Source organism: Streptomyces sp. NPDC051582 (genome assembly GCF_040681715.1).
GTDB lineage: Bacteria > Actinomycetota > Actinomycetes > Streptomycetales > Streptomycetaceae > Streptomyces.
On the sequence record NZ_JBFAZJ010000003.1, the window covers coordinates 147,732 to 172,666 of the forward strand.

General features: G+C 69.9%; 22 protein-coding genes, 5 tRNA genes and 1 pseudogene. 11 read left to right on the forward strand and 17 right to left on the reverse strand.

Annotated elements, in window-relative coordinates; all coding sequences use genetic code 11:
• Window positions 1-13: 13 nt before the first annotated feature.
• Both AB0M92_RS06240 and AB0M92_RS06245 read right to left on the reverse strand, forming a co-directional pair.
• A complete protein-coding gene (locus AB0M92_RS06240) occupies window positions 14-1,024 on the reverse strand; it encodes an NAD(P)H-dependent glycerol-3-phosphate dehydrogenase (RefSeq protein WP_366100925.1) in 1,011 nt (336 codons plus the stop codon).
• Window positions 1,021-1,773 (reverse strand): lysophospholipid acyltransferase family protein, encoded by a 753-nt coding sequence (locus AB0M92_RS06245; protein WP_366100926.1) that lies wholly within the window; start codon window positions 1,771-1,773, stop codon window positions 1,021-1,023. Before AB0M92_RS06245 ends, AB0M92_RS06240 begins: the two co-directional genes overlap by 4 nt.
• Window positions 1,774-1,961: 188 nt before the next feature.
• Between AB0M92_RS06245 and cofC the strand changes: the two are divergent.
• A pseudogene (cofC, locus tag AB0M92_RS06250) lies at window positions 1,962-2,615 on the forward strand (2-phospho-L-lactate guanylyltransferase); the annotation flags it as partial.
• Between the two features lie 312 nt (window positions 2,616-2,927).
• On the opposite strand, the gene AB0M92_RS06255 reads toward cofC, so the two are convergent.
• The 4 genes from AB0M92_RS06255 to leuC form a co-directional block, all read right to left on the reverse strand.
• Window positions 2,928-3,596 (reverse strand): HU family DNA-binding protein, encoded by a 669-nt coding sequence (locus tag AB0M92_RS06255; RefSeq protein ID WP_327133737.1) that lies wholly within the window; start codon window positions 3,594-3,596, stop codon window positions 2,928-2,930.
• Between the two features lie 144 nt (window positions 3,597-3,740).
• Window positions 3,741-3,968, reverse strand: coding sequence for a hypothetical protein (locus AB0M92_RS06260; protein ID WP_008739877.1), 228 nt, complete (start codon window positions 3,966-3,968; stop codon window positions 3,741-3,743).
• A 137-nt stretch (window positions 3,969-4,105) separates the two neighbouring features.
• A complete protein-coding gene (gene leuD, locus AB0M92_RS06265; protein WP_366100927.1) occupies window positions 4,106-4,699 on the reverse strand; it encodes a 3-isopropylmalate dehydratase small subunit in 594 nt (197 codons plus the stop codon).
• Between the two features lie 3 nt (window positions 4,700-4,702).
• The gene (leuC, locus tag AB0M92_RS06270; RefSeq protein WP_366100928.1) at window positions 4,703-6,127 is read right to left on the reverse strand and encodes a 3-isopropylmalate dehydratase large subunit; all 1,425 of its coding nucleotides are present in this window, start codon (window positions 6,125-6,127) and stop codon (window positions 4,703-4,705) included.
• A gap of 119 nt (window positions 6,128-6,246) precedes the next feature.
• On the opposite strand from leuC, the gene ndgR reads away from it, so the two are divergent.
• Complete coding sequence (gene ndgR / locus AB0M92_RS06275; RefSeq protein ID WP_366100929.1) at window positions 6,247-6,963, forward strand: IclR family transcriptional regulator NdgR; 717 nt, start codon at window positions 6,247-6,249, stop codon at window positions 6,961-6,963.
• A gap of 163 nt (window positions 6,964-7,126) precedes the next feature.
• On the opposite strand, the gene AB0M92_RS06280 is transcribed toward ndgR, so the two are convergent.
• The 9 genes from AB0M92_RS06280 to AB0M92_RS06320 form a co-directional block, all read right to left on the reverse strand.
• Window positions 7,127-7,199: transfer RNA gene (locus AB0M92_RS06280), tRNA-Glu, on the reverse strand.
• Between the two features lie 15 nt (window positions 7,200-7,214).
• Window positions 7,215-7,286: transfer RNA gene (locus tag AB0M92_RS06285), tRNA-Gln, on the reverse strand.
• A gap of 21 nt (window positions 7,287-7,307) precedes the next feature.
• Window positions 7,308-7,380, reverse strand: a tRNA-Glu gene (locus tag AB0M92_RS06290).
• A 63-nt stretch (window positions 7,381-7,443) separates the two neighbouring features.
• Window positions 7,444-7,516: transfer RNA gene (locus AB0M92_RS06295), tRNA-Glu, on the reverse strand.
• 27 nt (window positions 7,517-7,543) lie between these two features.
• Window positions 7,544-7,615: transfer RNA gene (locus AB0M92_RS06300), tRNA-Gln, on the reverse strand.
• Window positions 7,616-7,700: 85 nt separating this feature from the next.
• Entirely contained in the window at window positions 7,701-8,429 is a 729-nt protein-coding gene (locus AB0M92_RS06305; RefSeq protein WP_366100930.1) for an HAD family hydrolase, read from the reverse strand.
• 164 nt (window positions 8,430-8,593) lie between these two features.
• Window positions 8,594-10,069, reverse strand: coding sequence for a glutamate--tRNA ligase (gene gltX / locus AB0M92_RS06310; RefSeq protein ID WP_366100931.1), 1,476 nt, complete (start codon window positions 10,067-10,069; stop codon window positions 8,594-8,596).
• A complete protein-coding gene (locus tag AB0M92_RS06315) occupies window positions 10,062-10,850 on the reverse strand; it encodes a fumarylacetoacetate hydrolase family protein (RefSeq protein WP_366100932.1) in 789 nt (262 codons plus the stop codon). The genes gltX and AB0M92_RS06315 overlap by 8 nt, the downstream gene beginning before the upstream one ends.
• Before the next feature lie 98 nt (window positions 10,851-10,948).
• Window positions 10,949-11,131: a hypothetical protein gene (locus AB0M92_RS06320; protein ID WP_030162856.1), complete on the reverse strand. Its 183-nt coding sequence runs from the start codon at window positions 11,129-11,131 to the stop codon at window positions 10,949-10,951.
• A 566-nt stretch (window positions 11,132-11,697) separates the two neighbouring features.
• On the opposite strand from AB0M92_RS06320, the gene AB0M92_RS06325 reads away from it, so the two are divergent.
• The 8 genes from AB0M92_RS06325 (at window position 11,698) to AB0M92_RS06360 (ending at window position 22,137) form a co-directional block, all read left to right on the forward strand.
• On the forward strand, window positions 11,698-15,432 hold the full coding sequence (locus tag AB0M92_RS06325) for a nitrate- and nitrite sensing domain-containing protein (protein ID WP_366100933.1): 3,735 nt from the start codon (window positions 11,698-11,700) through the stop codon (window positions 15,430-15,432).
• Between the two features lie 9 nt (window positions 15,433-15,441).
• The gene (locus AB0M92_RS06330) at window positions 15,442-15,855 is read left to right on the forward strand and encodes a roadblock/LC7 domain-containing protein (RefSeq protein WP_008739864.1); all 414 of its coding nucleotides are present in this window, start codon (window positions 15,442-15,444) and stop codon (window positions 15,853-15,855) included.
• A 150-nt stretch (window positions 15,856-16,005) separates the two neighbouring features.
• Window positions 16,006-16,398, forward strand: coding sequence for a DUF742 domain-containing protein (locus AB0M92_RS06335; RefSeq protein ID WP_030859942.1), 393 nt, complete (start codon window positions 16,006-16,008; stop codon window positions 16,396-16,398).
• Window positions 16,379-16,960, forward strand: a complete 582-nt coding sequence (locus AB0M92_RS06340; RefSeq protein ID WP_048475966.1) for an ATP/GTP-binding protein — start codon at window positions 16,379-16,381, stop codon at window positions 16,958-16,960. Before AB0M92_RS06335 ends, AB0M92_RS06340 begins: the two co-directional genes overlap by 20 nt.
• 333 nt (window positions 16,961-17,293) lie before the next feature.
• Entirely contained in the window at window positions 17,294-20,497 is a 3,204-nt protein-coding gene (locus tag AB0M92_RS06345; protein WP_366100934.1) for a nitrate- and nitrite sensing domain-containing protein, read from the forward strand.
• 10 nt (window positions 20,498-20,507) lie between these two features.
• Window positions 20,508-20,921 carry a roadblock/LC7 domain-containing protein gene (locus tag AB0M92_RS06350; protein WP_008739857.1) on the forward strand — a complete coding sequence of 138 codons (414 nt, stop codon included), beginning with the start codon at window positions 20,508-20,510 and terminating at the stop codon, window positions 20,919-20,921.
• A gap of 93 nt (window positions 20,922-21,014) precedes the next feature.
• Window positions 21,015-21,575, forward strand: a complete 561-nt coding sequence (locus tag AB0M92_RS06355) for a DUF742 domain-containing protein (RefSeq protein ID WP_366100935.1) — start codon at window positions 21,015-21,017, stop codon at window positions 21,573-21,575.
• Window positions 21,556-22,137 carry an ATP/GTP-binding protein gene (locus AB0M92_RS06360; RefSeq protein ID WP_037792108.1) on the forward strand — a complete coding sequence of 194 codons (582 nt, stop codon included), beginning with the start codon at window positions 21,556-21,558 and terminating at the stop codon, window positions 22,135-22,137. The genes AB0M92_RS06355 and AB0M92_RS06360 overlap by 20 nt, the downstream gene beginning before the upstream one ends.
• Window positions 22,138-22,233: 96 nt before the next feature.
• Here AB0M92_RS06360 and AB0M92_RS06365 read toward each other — a convergent pair whose 3' ends face one another.
• Window positions 22,234-22,437, reverse strand: coding sequence for an acyl-CoA carboxylase subunit epsilon (locus AB0M92_RS06365; RefSeq protein ID WP_366100936.1), 204 nt, complete (start codon window positions 22,435-22,437; stop codon window positions 22,234-22,236).
• A gap of 21 nt (window positions 22,438-22,458) precedes the next feature.
• Entirely contained in the window at window positions 22,459-24,042 is a 1,584-nt protein-coding gene (locus AB0M92_RS06370; protein ID WP_099889307.1) for an acyl-CoA carboxylase subunit beta, read from the reverse strand.
• 265 nt (window positions 24,043-24,307) lie between these two features.
• Between AB0M92_RS06370 and AB0M92_RS06375 the strand changes: the two genes are divergently transcribed.
• Window positions 24,308-24,916, forward strand: a complete 609-nt coding sequence (locus AB0M92_RS06375; RefSeq protein WP_366100937.1) for a YceI family protein — start codon at window positions 24,308-24,310, stop codon at window positions 24,914-24,916.
• The last annotated feature ends 19 nt before the right edge of the window (window positions 24,917-24,935 follow it).

The following is a 24,935-nucleotide window of genomic DNA, read 5'->3' on the forward strand; positions in this document are numbered from 1 at the left end:
GTCCGGAAAGGAGTCAGCGGCGTTCCGGTTTGGCGCTGCGTCCCATCAGTTCCTTCAGTGCGACCAGCGGCGGCTTGCCGTGGTGGACGATGTCGACGACGGTGTCGGTGATCGGCATGTCCACCCCGTGGCGGCGGGCCAGATCGGCCACCGACTGGCAGGACTTGACGCCCTCGGCGGTCTGCTTGGTGACCGCGATGGTCTCCTCCAGGGTCATGCCGCGGCCGAGGTTGGTGCCGAAGGTGTGGTTGCGGGAGAGCGGCGAGGAGCACGTGGCGACGAGGTCGCCGAGGCCGGCGAGGCCGGAGAAGGTGAGCGGGTCGGCGCCCATGGCCAGGCCCAGCCGGGTCGCTTCGGCGAGGCCCCGGGTGATGAGGGAGCCCTTGGTGTTGTCGCCCAGGCCCATGCCGTCCGCGATGCCGACGGCGAGGCCGATGACGTTCTTGACGGCGCCGCCCAGCTCGCAGCCGATGACGTCGGTGCTCGTGTACGGGCGGAAGTACGGGGTGTGGCAGGCGGCCTGGAGGCGCCGGGCCACGGCCTCGTCGGAGCAGGCGACGACGGCGGCGGCGGGCTGGCGGGCCGCGATCTCGCGGGCCAGGTTGGGGCCGGTGACGACGGCGACGCGCTCGGCGGGGACCTTGGCCACCTCTTCGATGACCTCGCTCATCCGCTTGGCGCTGCCGAGTTCGATGCCCTTCATCAGGGAGACGAGGACGGCGTCGGCGGGCAGCAGCGGGGCCCATTCGGCGAGGTTGCCGCGCAGGGTCTGGGAGGGGATGGCGAGGACCGCGAAGTCGGCGCCGGCCGCGGCCTCGGCCGGGTCGGTGGTGGCGCGCATGTTCGCGGGGAGTTCGACGTCCGGGAAGTAGTCCGGGTTGGTCCGGCCGGTGTTGATGGCGTCGACGACCTCGCCGCGGCGGCCCCACAGGGTCACCTCGCAGCCGGCGTCGGCGAGCACCATGCCGAAGGCCGTGCCCCAGGAGCCGGTTCCGAAGACGGCCGCCTTCACGGGACGTGTCACTTCTGGTCCTCCCCCGCGGCCCTGCGCCGCTGTTCCAGCCTGGCCTTGCGATGGTCGTACGGCTGCTCCGGCGCCTTCGCGCCGCGCAGCTCCTCCAGCAGCTCCGTGATGGCCGCCATGATGGTCTCGGTGACCTCCTTGAGCACGTCCGGGGTGGGTTCCCGGTCGTAGAACTCGGAGAGGTCCACGGGGGGTCCGGCCAGCACCTGGAGGGTCTTGCGCGGGAACAGGCGGACCTTGTTCTCCTTGGCGTACGGCGGCATGGCGAGGTTCGCGCCCCACTGGGCCACCGGAATGACGGGCGCCTTGGTCATCAGCGCGACGCGCGCCGCGCCGGTCTTGCCGGCCATCGGCCACATGTCCGGATCGCGGGTGAGGGTGCCTTCGGGATAAAAGGCCACGCATTCGCCGCGCTCGATCGCGTCCACGGCGGCCCGGAATGCGTCCAGGGCGTTGGTGGTCTCGCGGTAGACGGGGATCTGGCCGGAGCCGCGCAGGATCGCGCCGACAATCGGGACCTTGAAGAGGGCCGCCTTCGCGAGCAATCGGGGCACCCGGCCGGTGTTGTACTGGAAGTGCGCGTAGGAGAGCGGGTCCAGATACGAGTTGTGATTGACGGCCGTGATAAACCCGCCGTCGGCCGGAATGTGATCCATTCCCCGCCAGTCCCGCTTGAAGAGCACCACCAGCGGCGGTTTTGCGATGACCGCCGCCAGGCGGTACCAGAAGCCGATTCTGCGGCGGGACACTCGGACACCTTCCTCTAGGACCGGTGCGCGGCTGGGGCACCCCGTCGGCCGGACAAGTGTGGCCTCGGGTCCGGTCTCTGTCGAGAACACCGTACGCCCCGCCCGGAGCACCGGACCTCCGGGTCGTCCCGGCAGAGGCGACAATGGGCCGATGCATGACCAGGCCATGACCCGGCCATGGTCCACACGTGGACGGGTGCGCGCCGGAGGAAGGGGGGTCCGTCACGGACGCGGTCTGGAGTCTGGTGGTCCCGCTGAAGCCGCTGTCGGTGGCCAAGAGCCGTCTCGCCGCGGCCGTGGGGGCGTCCCGCCCCGGGCTCGCGCTCGCGTTCGCGCTGGACACGGTGGCGGCTGCGCTGGCCTGCGCGGCGGTCGCGGATGTGGTGGTCGTCACGGATGACGCCGAGGCCGGAAGGGAACTGTCGCGGCTGGGGGCGCGGATCGTGGCGGACGCCCCGGCCGCCGGGCTCAACGCGGCGCTCGTCCACGGGGCGCGGGAGGTGCGCGGGGCCCGGCCGGGGGCGGCGGTGGCCGCGATGAACGCGGATCTGCCCGCGCTGCGGCCGCCGGAATTGCAACGCGTGCTCGAAGCCGCGTCCGAATTTCCGCGGGCATTTCTCGCGGACGCGGCGGGAATCGGCACGACCTTGCTTTCCGCTGCTCCGGACGTGGAATTGGCACCCTCGTTCGGGGGCCCGTCACGCGCCCGGCATTCGGCCGCGGGAGCTGCGGAAATTACCCTCGTGGACGTCGAGAGCGTACGGCGGGACGTGGACACGGGAGCGGATCTGCGCACCGCCCTCGCCCTCGGTGTGGGCCGTCACACGGCCCGATACAGTGCCCGTATGCAGGCGACCGCGTACACGTACGACTCCCAGACCCGCAGCGGCAGCGTGCTGCTGGACGACGGCACCCCGGTGCCCTTCGGGGCCCCGGCCTTCGACGCGGGCGGCCTGCGGCTGCTGAGGCCCGGACAGCGGGTCCGGATCGAGACGGACGGCGAGGGGCCGGCGCTGCGGATCACGCTGGTCACCCTGCAGACCTTCTGACCCTCCCCACTGCGACGCCTCTGACCTGCAACGACAGTTCACACAGCACCGCGGGCCGGCTTCCCCAGGAGGGGGAAGCCGGCCCGGCGTGTGTGACTCGTGGCCCTACTTCTTGCGGGCCGTGGTCTTCTTCGCGGTGGTCTTGCGCGCCGTCGTCTTCTTGGCGGGCGCCGTCGTCTTCGCGGTGGCCTTCTTGGCCGCCGGAGCCGTCTTCTTCGCGGTGGCGGTGGTCTTCTTCGCCGTCGTCGCGGCCTTCTTGGCCGTGGCGGTGGCCTTCTTCGCCGTCGCGGTGGTCTTCTTCGCGGCGGTCTTGGCGACCACCTTCTTGGCGACGACCTTCTTGGCGGTGGTCTTCTTGGCGACCGCGGTCTTCGCCGCCGCCTTCTTGGCGGTGGTGGCCTTCTTGGCCGCGGCCTTCTTGACCGTCGCGGAAGCGCCGCCGGAGAGGCTGCCCTTGGGCGCCTTCTTCACCGACACCTCGCCGCCCTTGGGCAGCTTCTTGGTGCCCGCGACCAGGTCCTTGAAGCCCTGGCCCGCGCGGAAGCGGGGAACAGAGGTCTTCTTGACCCGGACGCGCTCACCCGTCTGCGGGTTGCGGGCGTAGCGGGCCGGGCGGTCGACCTTCTCGAACGAGCCGAAGCCCGTGACCGAGACCCGGTCGCCCGCGACCACAGCGCGGACCATCGCGTCCAGTACCGCGTCGACAGCGTCCGCGGCCTGCTGGCGGCCGCCCAGCTTGTCGGCAATCGCTTCTACGAGCTGCGCCTTGTTCACGTCTTCCCCTTCGGAGACTTCGCCAGAACGAATGTGTTCAAGCTTATTTCGCACGTTAGGCGGATATATACCGCAAATCAAACACGAAACGGGCTAATCACCCTAGTGCCGCAACGGTGTAGGTCGTTACGGAGTTCCTTCGCATCAGTCGCCTTCAGGGAATCGACCCTCGTCGAGGTCCTTCATCAACCTGTCCAGGCGCCTTGCCGCATCGGCGAGATCATGCTTCGCCGCGGCCGTGACGACCAACAGCTTCCGGGACAGCGCCATCCTTACGCCCTCCGGGACTTGCAGTGTGCGCACCCTTGTGTGTGCTTCTTTCAGCCGGTCCGCGACGAGTTCGTAGAGCTCAAGTTGACTGTCGCGTTCCATGCACAGATTGTGCCATCTGGGGCGAGTTGTCGCCTCACGGGGCCTCAACACACGGCTGTGCCCCCCGCCGGAGGGCGGGGGGCACAGTGTTGTCGATGTGATCACCCGGAGGTGAATAAGCGCTGATCAGGCTGGAATCAGACCCTAATCGTGCGCGGCTTGAAGCTCGGCCGGGCGCTTTCGTAGGTGTCGATGTCCGCTTCGTTCTGAAGGGTGAGGGAGATGTCGTCCAGACCCTCCAGCAGACGCCAGCGGGCGTTGTCGTCGAGTTCGAACTCCGCCTCGATTCCGGCCGCGCGGACCTGGCGCGCGACCAGGTCGACGGTCACCTCGGCGGTCGGGTCGGCCTCGGTCAGCGCCCACAGCCGGTCGACGGTCTCCTGCGGCAGGACCACCGTCAGCAGACCGTTCTTCAGCGAGTTGCCGCGGAAGATGTCGGCGAAGCGGGAGGAGATGACCGTCTTGAACCCGAAGTTCTGCAGGGCCCAGACGGCGTGCTCGCGGGAGGAGCCCGTGCCGAAGTCGGGACCGGCGATCAGCACGGTCGCGCCCTGGCGCTCGGGGCGGTTCGTGACGAACTCGGGGTCCTTGCGCCAGGCCTCGAAGAGCCCGTCCTCGAACCCGTCGCGGGTGATCTTCTTCAGCCAGTGGGCCGGGATGATCTGGTCGGTGTCGACGTTGGAACGGCGCAGCGGGACGGCCCGGCCGGTGTGGGTGGTGAAGGCTTCCATGGTTCAGACTCCGGCGGTCGCGTCGGCGGCGGACAGGTCGGCGGGCGAGGCCAGATGGCCCAGCACCGCGGTGGCGGCGGCCACCTGCGGGGAGACCAGGTGGGTGCGTCCGCCCTTGCCCTGCCGGCCCTCGAAGTTGCGGTTGGACGTGGACGCGGAGCGCTCACCGGGGGCCAGTTGGTCGGGGTTCATGCCCAGGCACATCGAGCAGCCCGCGTGCCGCCATTCGGCGCCGGCCTCCTTGAAGACCGTGTCCAGGCCCTCTTCCATGGCCTGCAGGGCGACCCGGACGGAGCCCGGGACGACCAGCATCCGTACGCCGTCGGCGACTTTGCGGCCCTCGATGATGGAGGCGACGGCACGCAGGTCCTCGATGCGGCCGTTGGTGCACGAACCTACGAAGACGGTGTCGACCTTGATGTCGCGCAGCGGCTGCCCGGCCGTCAACCCCATGTACTCCAGGGCCTTTTCGGCGGCGTACCGCTCCGAAGCGTCCTCGTACGAAGCAGGGTCGGGGACGTGGGACGACAGCGGCGCGCCCTGGCCCGGGTTGGTGCCCCAGGTGACGAACGGGGAGAGCGAGGCGCCGTCGATGACGACCTCGGCGTCGAAGACCGCGTCATCGTCGGTGCGCAGGGTCCGCCAGTAGGCGACCGCCGCGTCCCAGTCCTCGCCCTCGGGGGCGTGGTCGCGGCCCTTCAGGTAGTCGAAGGTGGTCGCGTCGGGGGCGATCATGCCCGCGCGGGCGCCGGCCTCGATCGACATGTTGCAGATGGTCATGCGGGCTTCCATCGAGAGCTTCTCGACGGCCTCGCCGCGGTATTCCAGGATGTAGCCTTGGCCGCCGCCGGTGCCGATCTTCGCGATGATCGCCAGGATCAGGTCCTTGGCGGTGACGCCCTCGGCCAGCTCGCCGGTGACGGTGATGGCCATCGTCTTGGGGCGGGCCAGCGGCAGCGTCTGGGTGGCCAGCACGTGCTCGACCTGGCTGGTGCCGATGCCGAAGGCCAGCGCGCCGAAGGCGCCGTGCGTGGAGGTGTGGGAGTCGCCGCAGACCACGGTGGTGCCCGGCTGGGTCAGGCCCAGCTGCGGTCCCACCACGTGGACGACGCCCTGCTCGACATCGCCCAGGGAGTGCAGGCGTACGCCGAACTCGGCGCAGTTCGCCCGCAGCGTCTCCAGCTGGGCCCGGGAGACCGGGTCGGCGATCGGCTTGTCGATGTCCAGGGTGGGGGTGTTGTGGTCCTCGGTGGCGATGGTGAGGTCCAGCCGCCGGACCTTGCGGCCGGCCTGGCGCAGGCCCTCGAAGGCCTGGGGGCTGGTCACCTCGTGCAGCAGGTGCAGATCAATGAAGAGGAGGTCGGGCTCGCCCTCGGCGCGCCGGACGACGTGGTCGTCCCAGACCTTCTCCGCGAGTGTCCTACCCATCGCTTTCCCTCCGGCTCACCGTCCCGGATCCAGTGGTTCGTGGACCCGTACATACAGACTCGCTGGTTCTTGGAAAAATTGAACTTGCGTTTCACAGTGTGAGACGCGAATATCGTTTCATGGACAACTCTAGCGGCGTCGGCGTTCTCGACAAGGCAGCTCTGGTATTGAGCGCACTGGAGTCCGGTCCGGCCACCCTCGCCGGGCTGGTCGCGGCGACAGGGCTCGCACGACCCACGGCACATCGCCTGGCCGTGGCACTGGAACACCACCGGATGGTGGCGAGGGACATGCAGGGCCGGTTCATCCTCGGACCGCGGCTGGCGGAGCTCGCCGCCGCGGCCGGCGAGGACCGCCTGCTGGCCACGGCGGGACCGGTACTCACCCACCTCCGTGACGTGACGGGCGAGAGCGCGCAGCTCTACCGCCGTCAGGGAGACATGCGCATCTGCGTGGCGGCCGCCGAGCGGCTGTCGGGCCTCCGGGACACCGTCCCGGTGGGCTCGACGCTCCCGATGAAGGCGGGCTCGGCAGCACAGATCCTGATGGCCTGGGAGGAGCCCGAGCGGCTCCACCGCGGGCTCCAGGGCGCGCGTTTCACGGCGACGGCCCTGTCGGGCGTACGTCGGCGCGGCTGGGCGCAGTCGATCGGCGAGCGGGAGCCCGGCGTGGCCTCCGTCTCGGCGCCGGTGCGCGGGCCGTCGAACCGCGTGGTGGCCGCCGTGTCGGTCTCCGGGCCGATCGAGCGCCTGACCCGCCACCCGGGCCGGATGCACGCCCAGGCCGTGATCGACGCGGCCGCCCGCCTGTCGGAGGCCCTGCGCCGCACCGGCTGATCCCCGCTTTCCCCCACCCCCGGGCCCGGGGGCGCGTACGACGCCGCACACGTCCGAACACGCGCCTCCGGGCCCGCACTTGTACGTGGGCACGCGGGGGCGGGCGGATGCGGGAACAGCGAAGAGGCCCTCCGCGATGAACGCGGAGGGCCTCTTCCGTGCGTACCCCCGACCGGATTCGAACCGGCGCTACCGCCTTGAGAGGGCGGCGTGCTAGGCCGCTACACAACGGGGGCTTGCTCTGTACTGCGCTGGGCTACCAGGACTCGAACCTAGAACAAAGGAACCAGAAACCTTCGTGTTGCCAATTACACCATAGCCCAATGTGGTCTATACCAGACCAGTACCCCCGACCGGATTCGAACCGGCGCTACCGCCTTGAGAGGGCGGCGTGCTAGGCCGCTACACAACGGGGGCCCTAGCGATCCTGCATCAAGACGTCCGGGAGCTACCCAATGGAGACCTTGCGGGAAGGATCTGTACCCCCGACCGGATTCGAACCGGCGCTACCGCCTTGAGAGGGCGGCGTGCTAGGCCGCTACACAACGGGGGCAAAGCACTGCGTCACTACTGCACTGCGCTGGGGTACCAGGACTCGAACCTAGAATAAGGGAACCAGAAACCCTCGTGTTGCCAATTACACTATACCCCACCGAAAGTCAACCCCTTGGGGGCTTTTCTTTCGAGTGGCGTCTCCGTCCGGCCTTTCGGCCCGCTCCGGCGGCGCAGAAAGAACATTACCGGATGCCTGACCGTGCTCCAAAACGGGTATCGGAGGCCAGCAGCTCCGGGAGCAGGGCGAGACCGGCGATCCGGTGCACTCCCCCGGGGCCCGGACCGCGCGCGCCGTCCCGGTCGAGCCAGACCGCGACCAGCCCGGCGTCGCGTGCCCCGCGTGCGTCGATCTCCGGCTGGTCGCCCACGTACGCGACCTCGCCCGGCGGCAGCCCGAGGGCCTCGCAGGCGGCGAGGAAGGCCTCGGCCTCCGGCTTGCTGACGCCCAGTTCCGCGGCGCAGAGCAGCACCTCGAAGCGATCGCGCAGCCCGAGGTGGCGCAGCTTGGGGTCCTGGTTGACCGTGGAGGAGTTGGAGAGCACCCCGTGCCGGTAACCGGCCGCGAGGGCGTCCAGTGCGGGCACGGCGTCGGGGAACAGCGTCCAGGCGGCCTTGTAGTGCACCACGTACCGGTCGAACCAGCCGTCGGCCTCGGCGGCGCTCATCCCGGGCTCCCCGAGGAAGTCCCGTACGCGGTCGCGGCGCTGCTCCTGGAAGGCCACTTCCCCGGCGGCGAAGCGGTCCCAGTGGCGGGTGGTGATCTCCCGCCACAGCGCGAGCGCCTCCGCGGGGGATCCGTACCGCTCCGCGATGCCCTCCTCGGCGAGCCGGCGCGCGAGGCCGGCGGTGTCCGCGCCCGTGTAGTCGAACAGGGTGTCGTCGATGTCCCACAGCACGGCGCGGATCGGCATGCCTGCGACGCTACGACATCGCGGGGCGCCGTCGGGAGGGTTTGCGGATCCCGGCGGCCCGAAATCCCCCCGCGCGGACGCGCGCACGCGCCCGGACGACGCCTCGGGGGGCGGCCGCCGGGGTTTCCCGGCCGCCGCCCCCCGAGAGGACGTACGGGTGGTGCCTACGCGGCGAGCTTCGCCAGCGCCGCGTCGATGCGGGACAGCGAGCGCTCCTTGCCCAGGATCTGGAGGGACTCGAAGAGGGGCAGCCCGACCGTACGGCCGGTGACGGCCACGCGGACCGGGGCCTGCGCCTTGCCGAGCTTGAGGCCGTGGGCCTCGCCGGCGGTCAGGACGGCCTGCTTGAGGGCCTCGGGGTCGCTCCAGTCGGCGGTGTCCAGGTGGGCGCGGGCGCTGGTCAGGAGGGCCGCGGGCTCGCCCTTCATCGCCTTGTCCCACGACGGCTGGTCCCAGACCGGCTCCTTCAGGAACAGGAAGTCGACGTTGGCCGTGATGTCGGACAGGACGGTGACGCGGGTCTGGGCGTACGGCGCGATGGCCGCCCAGGCCTCGGCGTCGAAGTCCTCGGGCGCCCAGTTGGCGTGCGGGGCCTGCAGCCAGGGGGTGCAGGCGTCCGCGAAGGCCTTCGGGTCGAGCAGGCGGATGTGGTCGCCGTTGATCGACTCGGCCTTCTTGAGGTCGAAGCGCGCCGGGTTGGCGTTCACGCCGTCGATGTCGAACTTCGCCACCATCTCCTCGATCGAGAAGACGTCCTGGTCCTTGGAGAAGGACCAGCCGAGGAGCGAGAGGTAGTTCAGCAGGCCCTCGGGGAGGAAGCCGCGCTCGCGGTAGAGGTTGAGCGAGCTCTCCGGGTCGCGCTTGGAAAGCTTCTTGTTGCCCTCGCCCATGACGTACGGCAGGTGGCCGAACTGCGGGACGCCGGTGGCGACGCCGATCTCCATCAGCGCCTTGTACAGCGCGATCTGGCGCGGGGTGGAGGAGAGCAGGTCCTCGCCGCGGAGCACGTGGGTGATCTGCATCAGTGCGTCGTCGACCGGGTTGACGAGCGTGTACAGCGGCGCGCCGTTGGCCCGCAGGATGCCGAAGTCCGGCACGTTCTCCGGGGTGAAGGTCAGCTCGCCGCGGACCAGGTCGGTGAAGGTGATCGGCTCGTCGGGCATCCGGAAGCGCACGATCGAGGGGCGGTGCTCCCCCTGGTACGCCTCCAGCTGCACCTGGGTGAGCTCGCGGCAGTGGCCGTCGTAGCCGGAGGGCTTGCCGGCGGCGCGGGCGGCGGCGCGGCGCGCGTCCAGCTCCTCGGTGGTGCAGTAGCAGTCGTACGCGTACCCGCCCTCACGCAGGCGCCGGGCCACGTCCGCGTAGATGTCCATGCGCTCGGACTGGCGGTACGGGGCGTGCGGGCCGCCGACCTCGGGGCCCTCGTCCCAGGTGAAGCCGAGCCAGCGCAGCGAGTCGAGCAGCTGCTCGTACGACTCCTCGGAGTCACGCGCCGCGTCGGTGTCCTCGATGCGGAAGACGAACGTACCGCCGTGGTGCCGGGCGAACGCCCAGTTGAAGAGGGCGGTCCGGACCAGGCCCACGTGGGGGTTGCCGGTCGGGGAGGGACAGAAACGGACGCGGTAGTTCGCGTTAGCCACGCTTGATCACCTTGTTGGTGAGAGTGCCGATGCCTTCGATGGTGACGGCGACCTCGTCGCCGACGTTGAGGGGGCCGACTCCGGCCGGGGTCCCCGTGAGGATGACGTCGCCGGGGAGCAGCGTCATGGCCTCGGTGATGTGGACGATCAGGTCCTCGATGGAGCGGACCATGTCGCTGGTGCGGCCGAGCTGGCGCTGTTCGCCGTTGACGGTGCACTGGATGGTCAGGTCGCCCGGGTCGAGGTCGGTCTCGATCCAGGGGCCGAGGGGGCAGGCGCTGTCGAAGCCCTTGGCCCGGGCCCACTGCTTCTCGCGCTGCTGGACGTCGCGCGCGGTGACGTCGTTCGCGCAGGTGTAGCCGAGGATCACGTCCTTGACGCGCTCCTTCGGGACCTCGCGGCACATGCGGCCGATGACCACGGCGAGCTCCGCCTCGTGGTGGAGGTCCTGGGAGAAGGAGGGGTACGTGATCGGGTCGCCCGGGCCGACCACCGAGGTGGAGGGCTTGAAGAAGGTGATCGGCGCGTCCGGGACCTCGTTGCCCAGCTCCGCCGCGTGCTCCGCGTAGTTGCGGCCGATGGCCACGACCTTGTTCGGGAGCACGGGCGGCAGCAGCCGGACCTTGCTCAGCGGGACCTTCGTACCCGAGAGCTCGAAGTCCGCGAACGGGATGCCCTTGATGATGTCGAGGACGAGCTCACCCTCGGCGCCGGGGGCAGTGCTGCCCTCGACCGCGCCGAACGCGACATTGCCGTCGATGGAGAACCTGGCGATGCGCACGTGTTGCGTCTGCCCCTCTGTATTTCCGCTGGCTGGAGTCTGCGTGTCCAGGCTAACGCGGCGGGCAGCGGCGCTTCGCGCTCCTTTTGCCGAGTGGGTTACTGCGCGGCGGCGACCGGCGCGTCCATCAGGATCGTGCGGCGCGGGTTCGCGGTCTGGGCGGGCAGCTCGACGGCGTGCTCCGGAGCCTCGATCGCCTGCAGCTCTTCGGCGTCCTTGAGGTGCGCGAGGGTGGTGCGGCGGGGGTTGGCTATGTTGCGGAACATCATCGTCGTCTTCACGGTGCTTCGGGCCCTCGGTTCGGTTGTCGGGTGGCGGGTTGTCGGATCCTTCAACCCTGTAAAGGGCAAGGCTAAACATCCGATTCCCCGGCCCAACCGGGAAGTAATGGCCACGGCTATGTGAGTTTGCTCACCCATGACCCGTCAATCCGGGCATAACGGGCGGTCAATTTCGGTGGGCGAAACGGGCATTACGCCACTGAATCAGCCATTCCGCTCCTGATCATCTCGACTGGGACACCTTGCCAGCCACCGCGTTTGGTCGACGTAAGTCCGGTTCGTCCCGAAAGGCGGCCCACATCGCGTAACGCGGCAATCGCATTCCGTCACCGATGCCCCAGGCCGACACGCGCACCTTGTTGGAGATCCGCCACTGTGCTGGAATTCGCGGGACCGCCGCGGGAAACAGCCGGCGCGCAGGTGGCGCGACACAGCGCCGCGCGCGGCGGCAAGGAGAGGGAGACGCGCCGGTCACCGACGACCACCATGGGGCGGGAACGCCCCACGACTCGACACCGTCCCACCGGTCGCCCGGCGGGACGCCTGGTCCAGAGGTTGCGACGCTAGTGCAGGGACGATTCAAGAGGGATGGCAGCGCTGCGGCGGAGCAGGAGCCGCGCGGCGGGACCGACCGTGGCTCCTCGCCCCAGCACGCCCAGAACCGCGGGCCGGCTGTCGAAGGCGCAGGCCCCGACTCCTCCACCACGGTGAACGCGGTGAAGGGGAAGGCTCGCCTCAAGCCCCGGGGCAAGACGAAGAGCGAAGAGCCGGCCGACAAGGACGTGGCGATACCGAAGGCCCCCAGCGGGCCCGGTTCGCGCTTCGCCATGCAGAACTGGCGCATCAGCACGCGACTCGTGTCGCTGCTGACCCTGCCGGTCGTCGCCGCCACCACGCTCGGTGGTTTCCGCATCAACGACTCGCTCAACGACATCGACCAGCTGGAGCACATGCAGCTGCTCACGACGATGACCCGGCAGGCCACCAACCTGGCCGCCATGCTCCAGGAGGAGCGGGACAAGTCGGCGGGTCCGCTGTCGGCCGACAAGTCGGGCAAGCCCAACAGCCTCGTCGTGGGTGTACGCGACCAGACCGACGCCGCCGCGAAGGCCTTCGAGGCCGCGACCGACAAGGTCGACAGCGCGGAGGACAAGGACGAGACCCTCAAGTCGATCCGCAACAACATCCTGCAGATCGGCCGCCAGCTCACCGGCATCGAGGAAATCCGCAAGAAGGCCTACCAGAACGGCGCCCAGCAGACCGTCACCGAGTACAACGCGCTGATCGTCTCGCTCCTCTCGCTCTCCCAGGACATGGCGCAGGCCACCTCCAACCCGGAGATGATCAAGCGCACGCGCGCCCTGGCGGCCTTCTCCTCCGCCAAGGAGTACGCCTCGATCCAGCGCGCCGTCATCGCCGCCTCGCTCCCCGACAGCGGCCAGGCGGGGACCACGCTCACCGAGAACGACCGCCTGTACGCCCTCTCCGCGCTCCGCGGCGAGAGCCAGTCCAAGAAGACCTTCGAACTCGTCTACCAGGGCAAGCCCGAGGAACTCCTCGCGGCGCTCGGCGACGGCAACGCGGAGATCGGCAAGGCCGACCACTACGCGCGCCGCGTCCTGTCGACCCAGGGGCAGTTCGCCAAGGAGACGCAGTACCGGTCCTGGCTGGACTGGTACGACGCGGACGACAACAAGGTCCAGGCCATGAAGGTCATCGAGCTGACCCTGCTCGAAGACATGGAGCAGAAGGCCCGCGAGCTCAAGAACGAGTCGCAGCAGGACGCCATCATCAACGGTGCCCTGATCCTCCTCGTCCTCGGTGTCTCGCTCGTCGGCGCCTTCGTCATGGCCCGGTCCATGATCCGCTCGCTGCGCCGCCTGCAGGACACGGCCACCCGCGTCGCCCAGGACCGCCTGCCCGAGCTCGTCAAGCAGCTCTCCGAGTCGGACCCGCAGGACGTGGACACCTCCGTGGAGTCCGTCGGCCTGCACACCCGCGACGAGATCGGCCAGGTGGCCGCGGCCTTCGACGACGTGCACCGCGAGGCCGTCCGCCTCGCCGCCGAGCAGGCCCTCCTTCGGGGCAACGTCAACGCGATGTTCACCAACCTCTCGCGCCGTTCGCAGGGCCTCATCCAGCGCCAGCTCTCGCTCATCTCCGAGCTGGAGTCGCGCGAGGCCGACCCGGACCAGCTGTCCTCGCTCTTCAAGCTCGACCACCTCGCGACCCGCATGCGCCGTAACGGCGAAAACCTCCTCGTCCTCGCGGGCGAGGAGCCGGGTCGCCGGTGGACCCGCCCCGTCCCGCTCGTCGACGTGCTCCGCGCCGCGGCGTCCGAGGTGGAGCAGTACGAGCGCATCGAACTCGCGTCGGTGCCCGGCACCGACGTGGCCGGCCGCGTCGTCAACGACCTCGTGCACCTCCTCGCCGAGCTGCTGGAGAACGCCACCTCGTTCTCCTCCCCGCAGACCAAGGTCAAGGTCACCGGTCACGCGCTGCCCGACGGGCGCGTGCTCGTCGAGATCCACGACACCGGCATCGGCCTCTCCCCCGAGGACCTCGCCGCGATCAACGAGCGGCTCGCGTCGCCGCCGACCGTGGACGTCTCCGTCTCCCGCCGCATGGGCCTGTTCGTGGTCGGCCGCCTGTCCTTGCGACACGGCATCCGCATCCAGCTGCGCCCCTCCGACTCGGGCGGTACGACGGCCCTCGTCATGCTGCCGGTGGACGTCGCCCAGGGCGGCAAGAAGCCGGGTCCGATGCCGGGCCAGGGCGGCCCCGGCGCTCCGGGCTCCGGTGCCCCGCAGGGCATGCCGGGCGCTTCCGCGCAGGGTTCGGTCCCGGGCGGCGGCGCACGCCAGCCCGTCGGCGCCGGCCAGCAGCGCGGCCAGGTCTCCGGCGGCGGCCAGCGTGCCGCGCTGCCGGGTCGCGACGGCTCCGCCGGTCCGCAGGGCCCGCAGGGCGGTCCCGGTGCGCGTCCGCAGCAGGGCGGCCCGAACGCGCGTCCGCAGGGCGGTACGGGGATGACCGGCATGCCGGGCGCCCCGACCTCGCAGGGCCAGGGCGGCTTCGCCGACGGCGCCTTCGGCGGCGGCGCACCGCTGCCGGGCCGCGGTCCGGCCGGCGGCCCCGGCTCCCGTCCGATGCCCGCGCCCACGGGCTCCGGCCAGGGCGGATTCCCGCAGGGCAACGGCTTCGAGCGCCCGCAGAACCCGCAGCAGCAGCCCGGCCCGACGGGCCCGGTTCCCTCGGTGCAGGCACCCGCCGCCCCGGCTCCGCGCGGCGCCCGGCCGCAGCTGCCGCCGCGCGGTGGCGCCCCGCGTCCGGAACTTCCGGGTACGGGCGGCGGTCCCGCCGGGATCCCGCAGACCACCAGCTGGGGCGCCGACCAGGCGCGCCACGGCGGCCACGAGGTCCCGCGCGGCCACGACGAGCTCTCGGGCCCCGGCTCGACGGCCGAGTTCGCCCGTCCGGACTTCAATGCCCCGCGCCCGCCGGCCGGCAACAGCACCACCGGCCAGTTCGAGCGCCCCGACGTACGGGCCCCGCTCCCCCCGGCAGGCCAGGACATGTCCACGACCGGGCAGTTCGAGCGCCCGGAGCCGCGCGGCACGGTGGACCCGTCCACCACGGGTCAGTTCGCCCGTCCGGACTTCCAGGCCCCGCGGCCCGGCGGTCCCGGTGTCGGCGGATTCGCCCCCCAGCAGCCGCAGGCTCCGCAGTTGCCGCAGGCCCACCAGCCGGAGGCACTGCCGCCGGCCCCGAGCTCCGGCAACGAGCGCAGCCCGATCTTCGACACGCTGGAGTCGAACTGGTTCCACCAGGAGGGCCCGCAGGCCCCCGGTCAGGCGCCGGTTCCCCAGCAGCCGCAGCAGCCTCAGCAGGCCGCCCCGGCTCCGGCTCCCCAGCAGCGCTTGCAGCAGCCTCTGCCGCAGCGCGGCCAGGAGCCCGCGGCGGAGCCCGCCCAGACCGCGAACGGCAGCTCGCCGACCGTCAGCTGGCGGTCCTCGCCCAACGACGAGCTGATGCGGCAGGCCGAGCGCGTGCGCCAGCCCGCCGCCGGCGGCATCACCACCTCGGGGCTGCCCCGCCGGGTACCGCGGGCGAACCTCGTGGCCGGCACCGCGCAGCAGCAGTCCGACGCGCAGTCGGGCCCGCAGGTCTCGCGAGCGCCGGACGACGTCCGCGGCCGTCTGACCAACCTCCGACGGGGTATTCAGCAGGGCCGTCAGGCCGGCAACAACGGCCCGGCGACCGGCAGTTACCACATCGACCCCACTTACCAGCAGGAGCGTTAGTTGAGTTCGATGAGCCAGGCGGCACAGAATCTGAACTGGTTGATCACCAACTTCGTGGACAACACCCCCGGGGTGTCCCACACGGTGGTGGTCTCCGCCGACGGCCTCCTTCTGGCGATGTCCGAGGGCTTCCCCCGGGACCGCGCCGATCAGCTGGCGGCCGTGGCCTCCGGTCTGACGTCGCTGACCGCAGGAGCCTCCCGCATCTTCGAGGGTGGCGCCGTCAACCAGACCGTCGTCGAGATGGACCGGGGATTCCTCTTCCTCATGTCCGTCTCGGACGGATCCTCCCTGGCCGTGCTCGCGCACCCCGAGTGCGACATCGGCCTCGTCGGCTACGAGATGGCCCTCCTCGTGGACCGCGCCGGCAGCGTCCTCACCCCGGACCTGCGCGCGGAACTGCAGGGAAGCCTGCTCATCTGACGCCACATCTCCCGGCCGGACGGTACTTCCGGCCGGGGGACCGGGGGCCCGCCCCGGAACCCAGTACCACCGCCAGGCCGTCATACCGTCCCCCCACCGGCCGCCCCGTCAGACGGCACGCTGACCACTGCTGTCCAGCCCGGAGGATCAATGACCCCGCCCCCCGCCTACTCCGACTCGTACGGTGATTCGTACTCGGAAGGCGATCAGCCGCTCGTTCGCCCGTACGCGATGACCGGCGGCCGGACCCGGCCCCGCTACCAGCTCGCCATAGAGGCGCTGGTCAGCACCACGGCCGATCCGATGCACCTGTCCGGCCTGCTTCCCGAGCACCAGCGCATCTGCACGCTGTGCCGCGAGGTCAAGTCGGTCGCGGAGGTCTCCGCACTGCTGTCGATGCCGCTCGGTGTCGCCCGGATCCTCGTCGCCGACCTGGCCGAGGCCGGAATGGTGGCCATCCACCAGCCGGGCAATGGAGAGGCCGGCGGCACGCCGGATGTAACGCTGCTCGAAAGGGTGCTCAGTGGACTTCGCAAGCTCTAATGGCGGAACCGCCCGCTCCACCACCTCCGCGAAGATCGTGGTGGCGGGCGGGTTCGGCGTGGGCAAGACCACGTTCGTCGGGGCCGTCTCGGAGATCAATCCGCTGCGCACCGAAGCCGTCATGACCTCCGCGTCCGCCGGCATCGACGATCTGACCCACACCGGGGACAAGACGACCACCACGGTCGCCATGGACTTCGGCCGCATCACCTTGGACCAGGACCTCATCCTGTACCTGTTCGGCACCCCCGGACAGGACCGCTTCTGGTTCATGTGGGACGACCTCGTCCGCGGTGCCATCGGTGCCATCGTGCTCGTCGACACCCGCCGGCTCGCCGACTGCTTCCCCGCGGTCGACTACTTCGAGAACAGCGGGCTGCCGTTCGTCGTGGCCCTCAACGGCTTCGAGGGACACCAGCCCTACACCCCCGAAGAAGTGCGCGAGGCCCTGCAGATCGGACCGGACGCTCCGATCATCACCACGGACGCCCGCCACCGGGCGGATGCCAAGAGCGCGCTCATCACTCTCGTCGAGCACGCCCTCATGGCCCGACTCAAGTAACACGACTCGGGGAACGGCGCTCAAGGGGCACCACTCAAGTACCACGGGTTCTTCACAACGTGAGAGGGCGGGCTGTGTCATAGGACACGGCCCGCCTTCTCTGTTCATAACGTTTCGACAGTGAATTGCCGCCACTTGGACACAGGGCGCGGTCGGGCGGTGCCGCTGCGCTCACAACTGGCTCCATTTTTGCCGCAGCTCGCTCTTTATGTCCGTTTTATGCGTGACATAAGGCTCTTGGAATGGCTGATTCCAACTGTTTGGAACACGGCCGTTAACCGTGCTGGAATTCAACTAACTAGCTAGTAGCACCGCCGGAAGGTTGTTGGTCGAGTGAGGCGAAGCAACTCAAGCCCCGCGGATGAACCCGCGCGCGGCAACTTCACCCCGCCGCAGCGTGCGGGTACGTCGCCGGTCGACGTACCCGTCGACCCGCCGGCGAAGAGCGGCAGCACCAGCAGGTTCTCCCCCCGCAACTGGCGCGTGCCGACCAAGCTGAACGCGATCCTGCTCGTCCCCGTCCTCGTCGGACTGGTGATGGGCGGCTTCCAGGTCAAGGGATCCGTCGACCGCTGGAACGAGGCCAAGGACGCCGAGAAGACGGCCCGCATCGTCCAGGCGGCAGCCGAATACGGCCAGGCGCTCCTCAACGAGCGCGACCTCACGGCCGAGCCGCTCCTCAAGGGCGACCGGAACAACCAGGCCGTCACGAAGGCGTACGCGGCCACCGACGCGGCCAAGGAGAAGTTCGCCCAGGCCGCGAAGGACCTCCCCTCGAACTCCGGACTGGAGCGCCGTCTGGAGCTCTTCCACCAGGAGGAGCCCAAGCTCGCCGCCGTCCGCCAGTCGGCGTACGCCGTACCGGAGACGGCGAAGAAGAACCCGCCGAGCGCGAACGGCCCGATCCCGACCGAAGAGGGGTACGTGCTGGTCCAGCACTACCTCATGACGTTCTCCAACGAACTCGGTCTGGGCACCGGCAACGTCACCAGCTACGGCCGCATGGTCTACGCGGTGGAGCTGGCCAAGGCCGCGAACTCGCTCCAGCGCGCGGTCGGCACCCACCTCCTGGTGCGCCCGAACGAGAACGAGGACATCCGCAAGGCCCAGCTCGTCGCCTTCTCCTCGTACGCCTACCTCGAAGACATCGCGATCGGCGAGTACGTCGCGGCCGGCACCGAGGAGGACGTCAAGCGCCTCCAGGACGTCATGGGCAAGAAGTCCCAGGAGGGCGCCGAGAAGCTCGCGCTGGCCAAGCGGGCGGCCGAGCAGGCCGGCACCCCCTTCAAGGCGCCGCCGATCGTCAACAACTCCGCCCTCACCGGCATGACCGAAGCGATAGCCAGCGGCGAGGGCAAGAACAAGGTCATCGCGAACGGCACCACGCCCCAGGCCTGGCAGGCCGGGGCCACCGCCAAGTTCGAGGGCTACGCCGAGATCGAGAAGGAGCTCCTCGGCAAGGCCGTGACCGACTCGGTCGCCGTCTCCGACGAGGCCCGCAACGACGCCATCTGGACCGGCGCCATCGTGGTCGTGGCCCTGCTCGCCGCGTTCATCCTGGCGGCCATGATGGCCCGCCAGATGAGCAACTCGATGCGCCGGCTGCGCAGCGCCGCCTTCGACGTCGCCGAGCAGCGCCTGCCGATGCTCGTCGACCAGCTCTCGCGCACCGACCCGGGCAAGGTCGACACCCGTGTCGCGCCGATCCCGATCAACTCCCAGGACGAGATCGGCGAGGTCGCCCGCGCCTTCGACCAGGTCCACCGGGAAGCGGTCCGGCTCGCCGCCGAGCAGGCGCTCCTGCGAGGGAACGTCAACGCGATCTTCACGAACCTCTCCATACGCAACCAGTCGCTGATCGAGGGCCAGCTGACCCTCATCACCGACCTGGAGAACAACGAGGCCGACCCGGACCAGCTGGAGAACCTCTTCCGCCTGGACCACCTGGCCACCCGTATGCGTCGCAACGGCGAGAACCTCCTCATCCTCGCGGGTGAGGAACCGGGCCGCCGCTGGGACCAGCCGGTCCCCCTGGTCGACGTCCTGCGCGCCGCCTCCTCCGAGGTGGAGCAGTACGAGCGCATCGAGCTCTCGGGCGTCTCCGAGGCCGAGATCCACGGCCAGGCCGTGACCGACCTCGTGCACCTGCTCGCCGAGCTCCTGGAGAACGCCACGACGTTCTCCTCCCCGCAGACCAAGGTCCGTGTCAACGCCACGCGTCTGCCCGACGGCCGCGTGATGGTGGAGATCCACGACAAGGGCATCGGCCTCACCGCCGAGGACTTCGCGGACATCAACCACAAGCTGGCCAACCCGCCGACCGTGGACGCCGCGATCTCCCAGCGCATGGGTCTGTTCGTGGTCGGCCGGCTGGCGGACCGCCACAGCATCCGGGTCCAGCTGCGCCCCTCGGGCGAGGCCGCCGGAACCACGTCGCTGGTCATGCTCCCGGACGCGATCACCCATGGTGGTGGTGGCGAGGGGATCCCGGACGACGACTTCACGGTCTCCTCGATGATCCCGCAGCAGCAGATCCAGCAGGCCATCCCGATGCGCACGGCCGCCGAGCTGGGCTTCGACGACTCCCGCTACGAGGCGGGCGGCGCCGGCCAGCAGGGCGGCGAGGGCGGCGGGCTGAACCCGCTCGGCCGCTCCCTGGCCCAGCAGGAGCGCCGGGCCGCGCTCGAAGCCCAGGTGGGCTACGGGCAGGAGCAGGGCGAGTTCGCCGGCCAGGAGTATGCGGAACCCCAGCCCGAACACGGGTACCAGCCGTACCAGGAGTACGAGCAGCAGCCCGAACAGGGTTACGACGGCTCGTACGACTCCCGGCAGGCCCAGGCGGCCCAGCAGGGTTACGAGGCGTACCCGCAGCAGGACTACGGTTATCCGGAAGCCGGATACCAGGATGGCCGGCAGGACGCCCCGGCGTACGACGCCGGCTACGCATCCCAGTCCCCGCAGGCGGAGTGGCCCGAACAGAACAGCTATTCCGGCGGCTACCAGCAGGGCTACGGGACCGAATCGGAACCCCAGTCCGCTCCCGAACCCGCCCCGGACCGCGTAGGCTTCGACCGTCCGGGCGCCGCTGCCGACACCGGCCACGAAGTGACCGGAGCGGGCCTGCCGCGCCGCGGCAGCCAGCAGCAGTGGCAGCCGGCACAGAAGGAAGCGGAGTCCTCCGGATCCCTCTTCGAGCAGCGGCCGCAGCGACAGCAGCGGCCCGCTGAGACGGAGCAGGCCCCGGAGGGTGCTGGCGGCGGCGACGACTGGCGCTCGAACAACGACGAGCGCTGGCAGCAGGCAGCCAAACTCCGTGAGCCGAAGGCGGGCGGGGTCACCCCGTCCGGTCTCCCTCGGCGCGTGCCCAAGGCCAACCTGGTCGAGGGCGCGGCGGAGACGACCCCGCAGGGCGGCCCCCAGGTCTCCCGCGCACCGGAGGACGTCCGCGGCAGGTTGAGCAACCTGCGGCGCGGTGTCCAGCAGGGACGCAACGCGGGTTCTGAGCAGTCAAGTAACAGCTATGACCAGGAGCGTTAGTGTGAGCCCGATGAGCCAGGCGGCACAGAACCTGAACTGGTTGATCACCAACTTCGTGGACAACACCCCCGGGGTGTCCCACACGGTGGTGGTCTCCGCCGACGGCCTTCTTCTGGCGATGTCCGACGGATTCCCGCGCGACCGCGCCGATCAGCTGGCGGCCGTGGCCTCCGGTCTGACGTCGCTGACCGCAGGAGCCTCCCGCATCTTCGAGGGTGGCGCCGTCAACCAGACTGTCGTCGAGATGGACCGCGGGTTCCTTTTCCTCATGTCCGTTTCCGATGGATCGTCCCTCGCGGTGCTCGCGCACCCCGAGTGCGACATCGGCCTCGTGGGCTATGAGATGGCCCTCCTCGTGGACCGAGCAGGCAGTGTCCTCACCCCGGAACTGCGTTCGGAGCTGCAGGGAAGTCTTCTCAACTAGCAAACAGGCAGTGCGTTTCGCGTCATCGCACCATAGGGTGCGGTGGCGCGGTTCCACAGGGAGTACTGCGTTCTTGGAGTCGGAGGAGGAAACGTGACAACACCCGGAGGACATCCTTATGGCGGCGCGCAGCAGCCGCAGGGTGGGCAGCACGACCAGAACCGCTTCAACTTCCCCTCCGCTCCCAGCCGGCAGGTTCCGGAGCACAATCCCTACCAGCAGCAGCCGTACGGCCAGCCCCAGCAGGTCCAGCCGCCCCACCGGCCCTCGCAGCAGCCCCTCCGGGCTCCGCAGCAGCAGGCCCCCAAGGCGCACAACCCGCTGGTGCGTCCGTACGCGATGACCGGCGGCCGTACCCGGCCGCGCTACCAGCTCGCCATCGAGGCGCTGGTCAGTACCACGGCGGATCCGGCGCGCCTGCAAGGGCAGTTGCCCGAGCACCAGCGCATCTGCCGCCTGTGCCAGGAGATCAAATCCGTCGCGGAGATCTCGGCACTTCTCTCCATTCCTCTTGGTGTCGCCCGCATCCTCGTCGCCGACCTGGCGGAGGCGGGCCTTGTCGCCATTCACCAGCCCGGCGGCGACGAGTCTGCCGGCGGCCAGCCAGATGTGACACTGCTCGAAAGGGTGCTCAGTGGACTTCGCAAGCTCTAACGGCGGAGCGGCTCGCTCCACCACCTCCGCGAAGATCGTGGTGGCGGGCGGCTTCGGCGTGGGCAAGACCACGTTCGTCGGCGCGGTCTCCGAGATCAACCCGCTGCGCACCGAAGCCGTGATGACGTCCGCGTCGGCCGGCATCGACGATCTGACCCACACCGGGGACAAGACGACCACCACGGTCGCGATGGACTTCGGCCGCATCACCCTGGACCAGGACCTGATCCTGTACCTCTTCGGTACGCCGGGCCAGGACCGCTTCTGGTTCATGTGGGACGACCTCGTCCGCGGTGCCATCGGTGCCGTCGTGCTCGTCGACACGCGGCGCCTGGCGGACTGCTTCCCGGCCGTGGACTACTTCGAGAACAGCGGCCTGCCGTTCGTCATCGCCCTCAACGGCTTCGACGGCCACCAGCCGTACACGCCGGAGGAGGTCCGCGAGGCCCTGCAGATCGGCCCGGACGCCCCGATCATCACCACCGACGCGCGCCACCGCGCGGACGCCAAGAGCGCGCTCATCACCCTGGTCGAGCACGCCCTCATGGCCCGCCTGCGGTAGGCACCGCGGCCCGCATGCGAAAGGCCCCCGCACTCCGAGGAGTGCGGGGGCCTTTCGGTCTGTTCCGGGAAGATCCGGTGGGACCGGCCTCGCGGGCTAGCCCTGCCAGCTGTGCGGGGCGCGGAAGCCGGGGGTGCGCTCCAGGCGGCGCCAGCGGGCCTGGGAGCCGATGCGGTGCACCACGGGACCCTCGGGGGCGGACGCGGCGCGGGCCAGCAGGATCGCGGTGATCGCGGCCAGCTCCTCGGGGGCTGCGTTGCCCTTTTCGACGCGCAGCAGGGTGTCGGCGGTCTTGGACATGGGTGGCAGGTCTCCTTCGCTCTACTGCGGCGGGTTGCCGTGCTTGCGGGACGGCAGGTCGGCGTGCTTGCTGCGGAGCATCGCCAGTGCGCTGATCAGGGTTTCGCGGGTCTCCGCCGGGTCGATGACGTCGTCGACGAGACCGCGCTCGGCCGCGTAGTACGGGTGCATCAGCTCGGCCTTGTACTCCTTGACCATGCGCGCGCGCATCGCCTCGGGGTCCTCGGCCTCCGCGATCTGCTTGCGGAAGATGACGTTGGCGGCGCCTTCGGCACCCATGACCGCGATCTCGTTCGTCGGCCAGGCGTACGTGATGTCCGCGCCGATGGACTGCGAGTCCATGACGATGTACGCGCCGCCGTAGGCCTTGCGCAGGATCAGCGAGATCCGCGGGACGGTGGCGTTGCAGTACGCGTACAGCAGTTTGGCGCCGTGGCGGATGATGCCGCCGTGCTCCTGGTCGACGCCCGGCAGGAAGCCGGGCACGTCCAGCAGCGTGATGATCGGGATGTTGAAGGCGTCGCACATCTGGACGAAGCGCGCGGCCTTCTCGGAGGCCTCGATGTCGAGGACGCCGGCGAGGTGGGCGGGCTGGTTGGCGACGATGCCGACGACCTGGCCGTCGAGCCGGGCCAGTGCGCAGATGATGTTGCGGGCCCAGCGCTCGTGGATCTCCAGGAAGTCGCCTTCGTCGACGAGCTCCTCGATCACCTTGTGCATGTCGTACGGGCGGTTGCCGTCCGCGGGGACCAGGTCGAGCAGGACGTCCGAGCGCCGGTCGGCGGCGTCGGAGGTCTCGTGGACCGGCGGGTTCTCGCGGTTGTTGGAGGGCAGCATCGAGATGAGGTAGCGCACCTCGGAGATGCAGGTCTCCTCGTCGTCGTACGCGAAGTGCGCGACGCCGGAGGTCTCGGCGTGCACGTCGGCGCCGCCGAGGCCGTTCTGGGAGATCTCCTCACCGGTGACGGCGCGGACGACGTCGGGGCCGGTGATGAACATCTGCGAGGTCTCGCGGACCATGAACACGAAGTCCGTCAGCGCCGGGGAGTACGCGGCGCCGCCGGCGCACGGGCCCAGCATCACCGAGATCTGCGGGATGACACCCGAGGCCCTGGTGTTGCGCTGGAAGATGCCGCCGTAGCCGGCGAGCGCGGAGACGCCCTCCTGGATACGGGCGCCGGCGCCGTCGTTCAGCGAGACCAGCGGGGCACCGGCCGCGATGGCCATGTCCATGATCTTGTGGATCTTCGTGGCGTGGGCCTCGCCCAGGGCGCCGCCGAAGATGCGGAAGTCGTGTGCGTAGACGAAGACCGTGCGGCCCTCGACCGTGCCCCAGCCGGTGATGACACCGTCGGTGTAGGGCTTCTTGCTTTCGAGGCCGAAGCCGCTCGCACGGTGGCGGCGCAGCTGTTCGACCTCCTTGAAGGAACCCTCGTCGAGCAGCAGCGCGATGCGCTCGCGCGCGGTCAGCTTGCCCTTGGCGTGCTGCGCCTCGGTCGCCCGGTCACTGGGTCCACGCCGCGCCTGCTCGCGCAGGGAGTGCAGCTCGGCCACGCGCCCGCGGGCGTCCGTCGGCTCGCTCGGAGTCTGGTCCACAACGGTCATGTATCGACCTTACGAAGCGGTCGAAGAAAAACCTCCGTTGATTTCACACAGTCTCGGAAGTGTTCCGCTGTCCGGCCCGGACAGAACCGCCCCGCGATGCGCGGACACCACCAGGCCGGACCCCTCTCCTTTGTGGAAGTTCGACAAAACGGCGACACACCGCCCTGGGATGTTGAAATTTGAACGGAATAGGTCTAGCGTCGTTCTCGTTGAAAGTTCAACCAACACGGGGCGCAGCAGCCCCGCCACCACCAGGGAGCACATCATGGGTCTCTTCAACCGCCGCAGCCAGGACGCCACCGCCGCCGTCGCCACCCTCGACGTGGACCCGGCCCTCGCGGCCCTCACCGGCGAGTACGTCATCGACGCCGCCCACAGCAGCATCGGCTTCACCGTCCGCCACGCGATGGTGACCAACGTCCGCGGCGCCTTCACCGACTACTCGGGCGCCCTGCAGCTCGACGGCGGCGACCCGGCCCGCTCCGCCGCCACCATCGAGGTGAAGATCGCCTCCGTGGACACCGGCATCGCCGACCGCGACGGCCACCTGCGCAGCGGTGACTTCTTCGACGCAGAGGCCTTCCCGCTGATGACGTTCCGCTCCACCGAGGCGGCGCGGCTCGGCGGCGACGCGTACCGCATCACCGGCGAGCTGACCATCAAGGACGTCACCCGCCCGCTCTCCATCGACCTGGAGTTCAACGGCTCGGCCACCGACGTCTACGGCAACGAGCGCGTCGGCTTCGAGGGCTCCGCCGAGATCCTGCGCTCCGACTGGGGCCTGACCTGGAACGCGGCGCTGGAGGCCGGCGGTGTCATGGTCAGCGACAAGGTCAAGCTGACCTTCGACATCTCGGCCATCAAGCAGGCCTGAACCGCCTGACGCCGCCGGG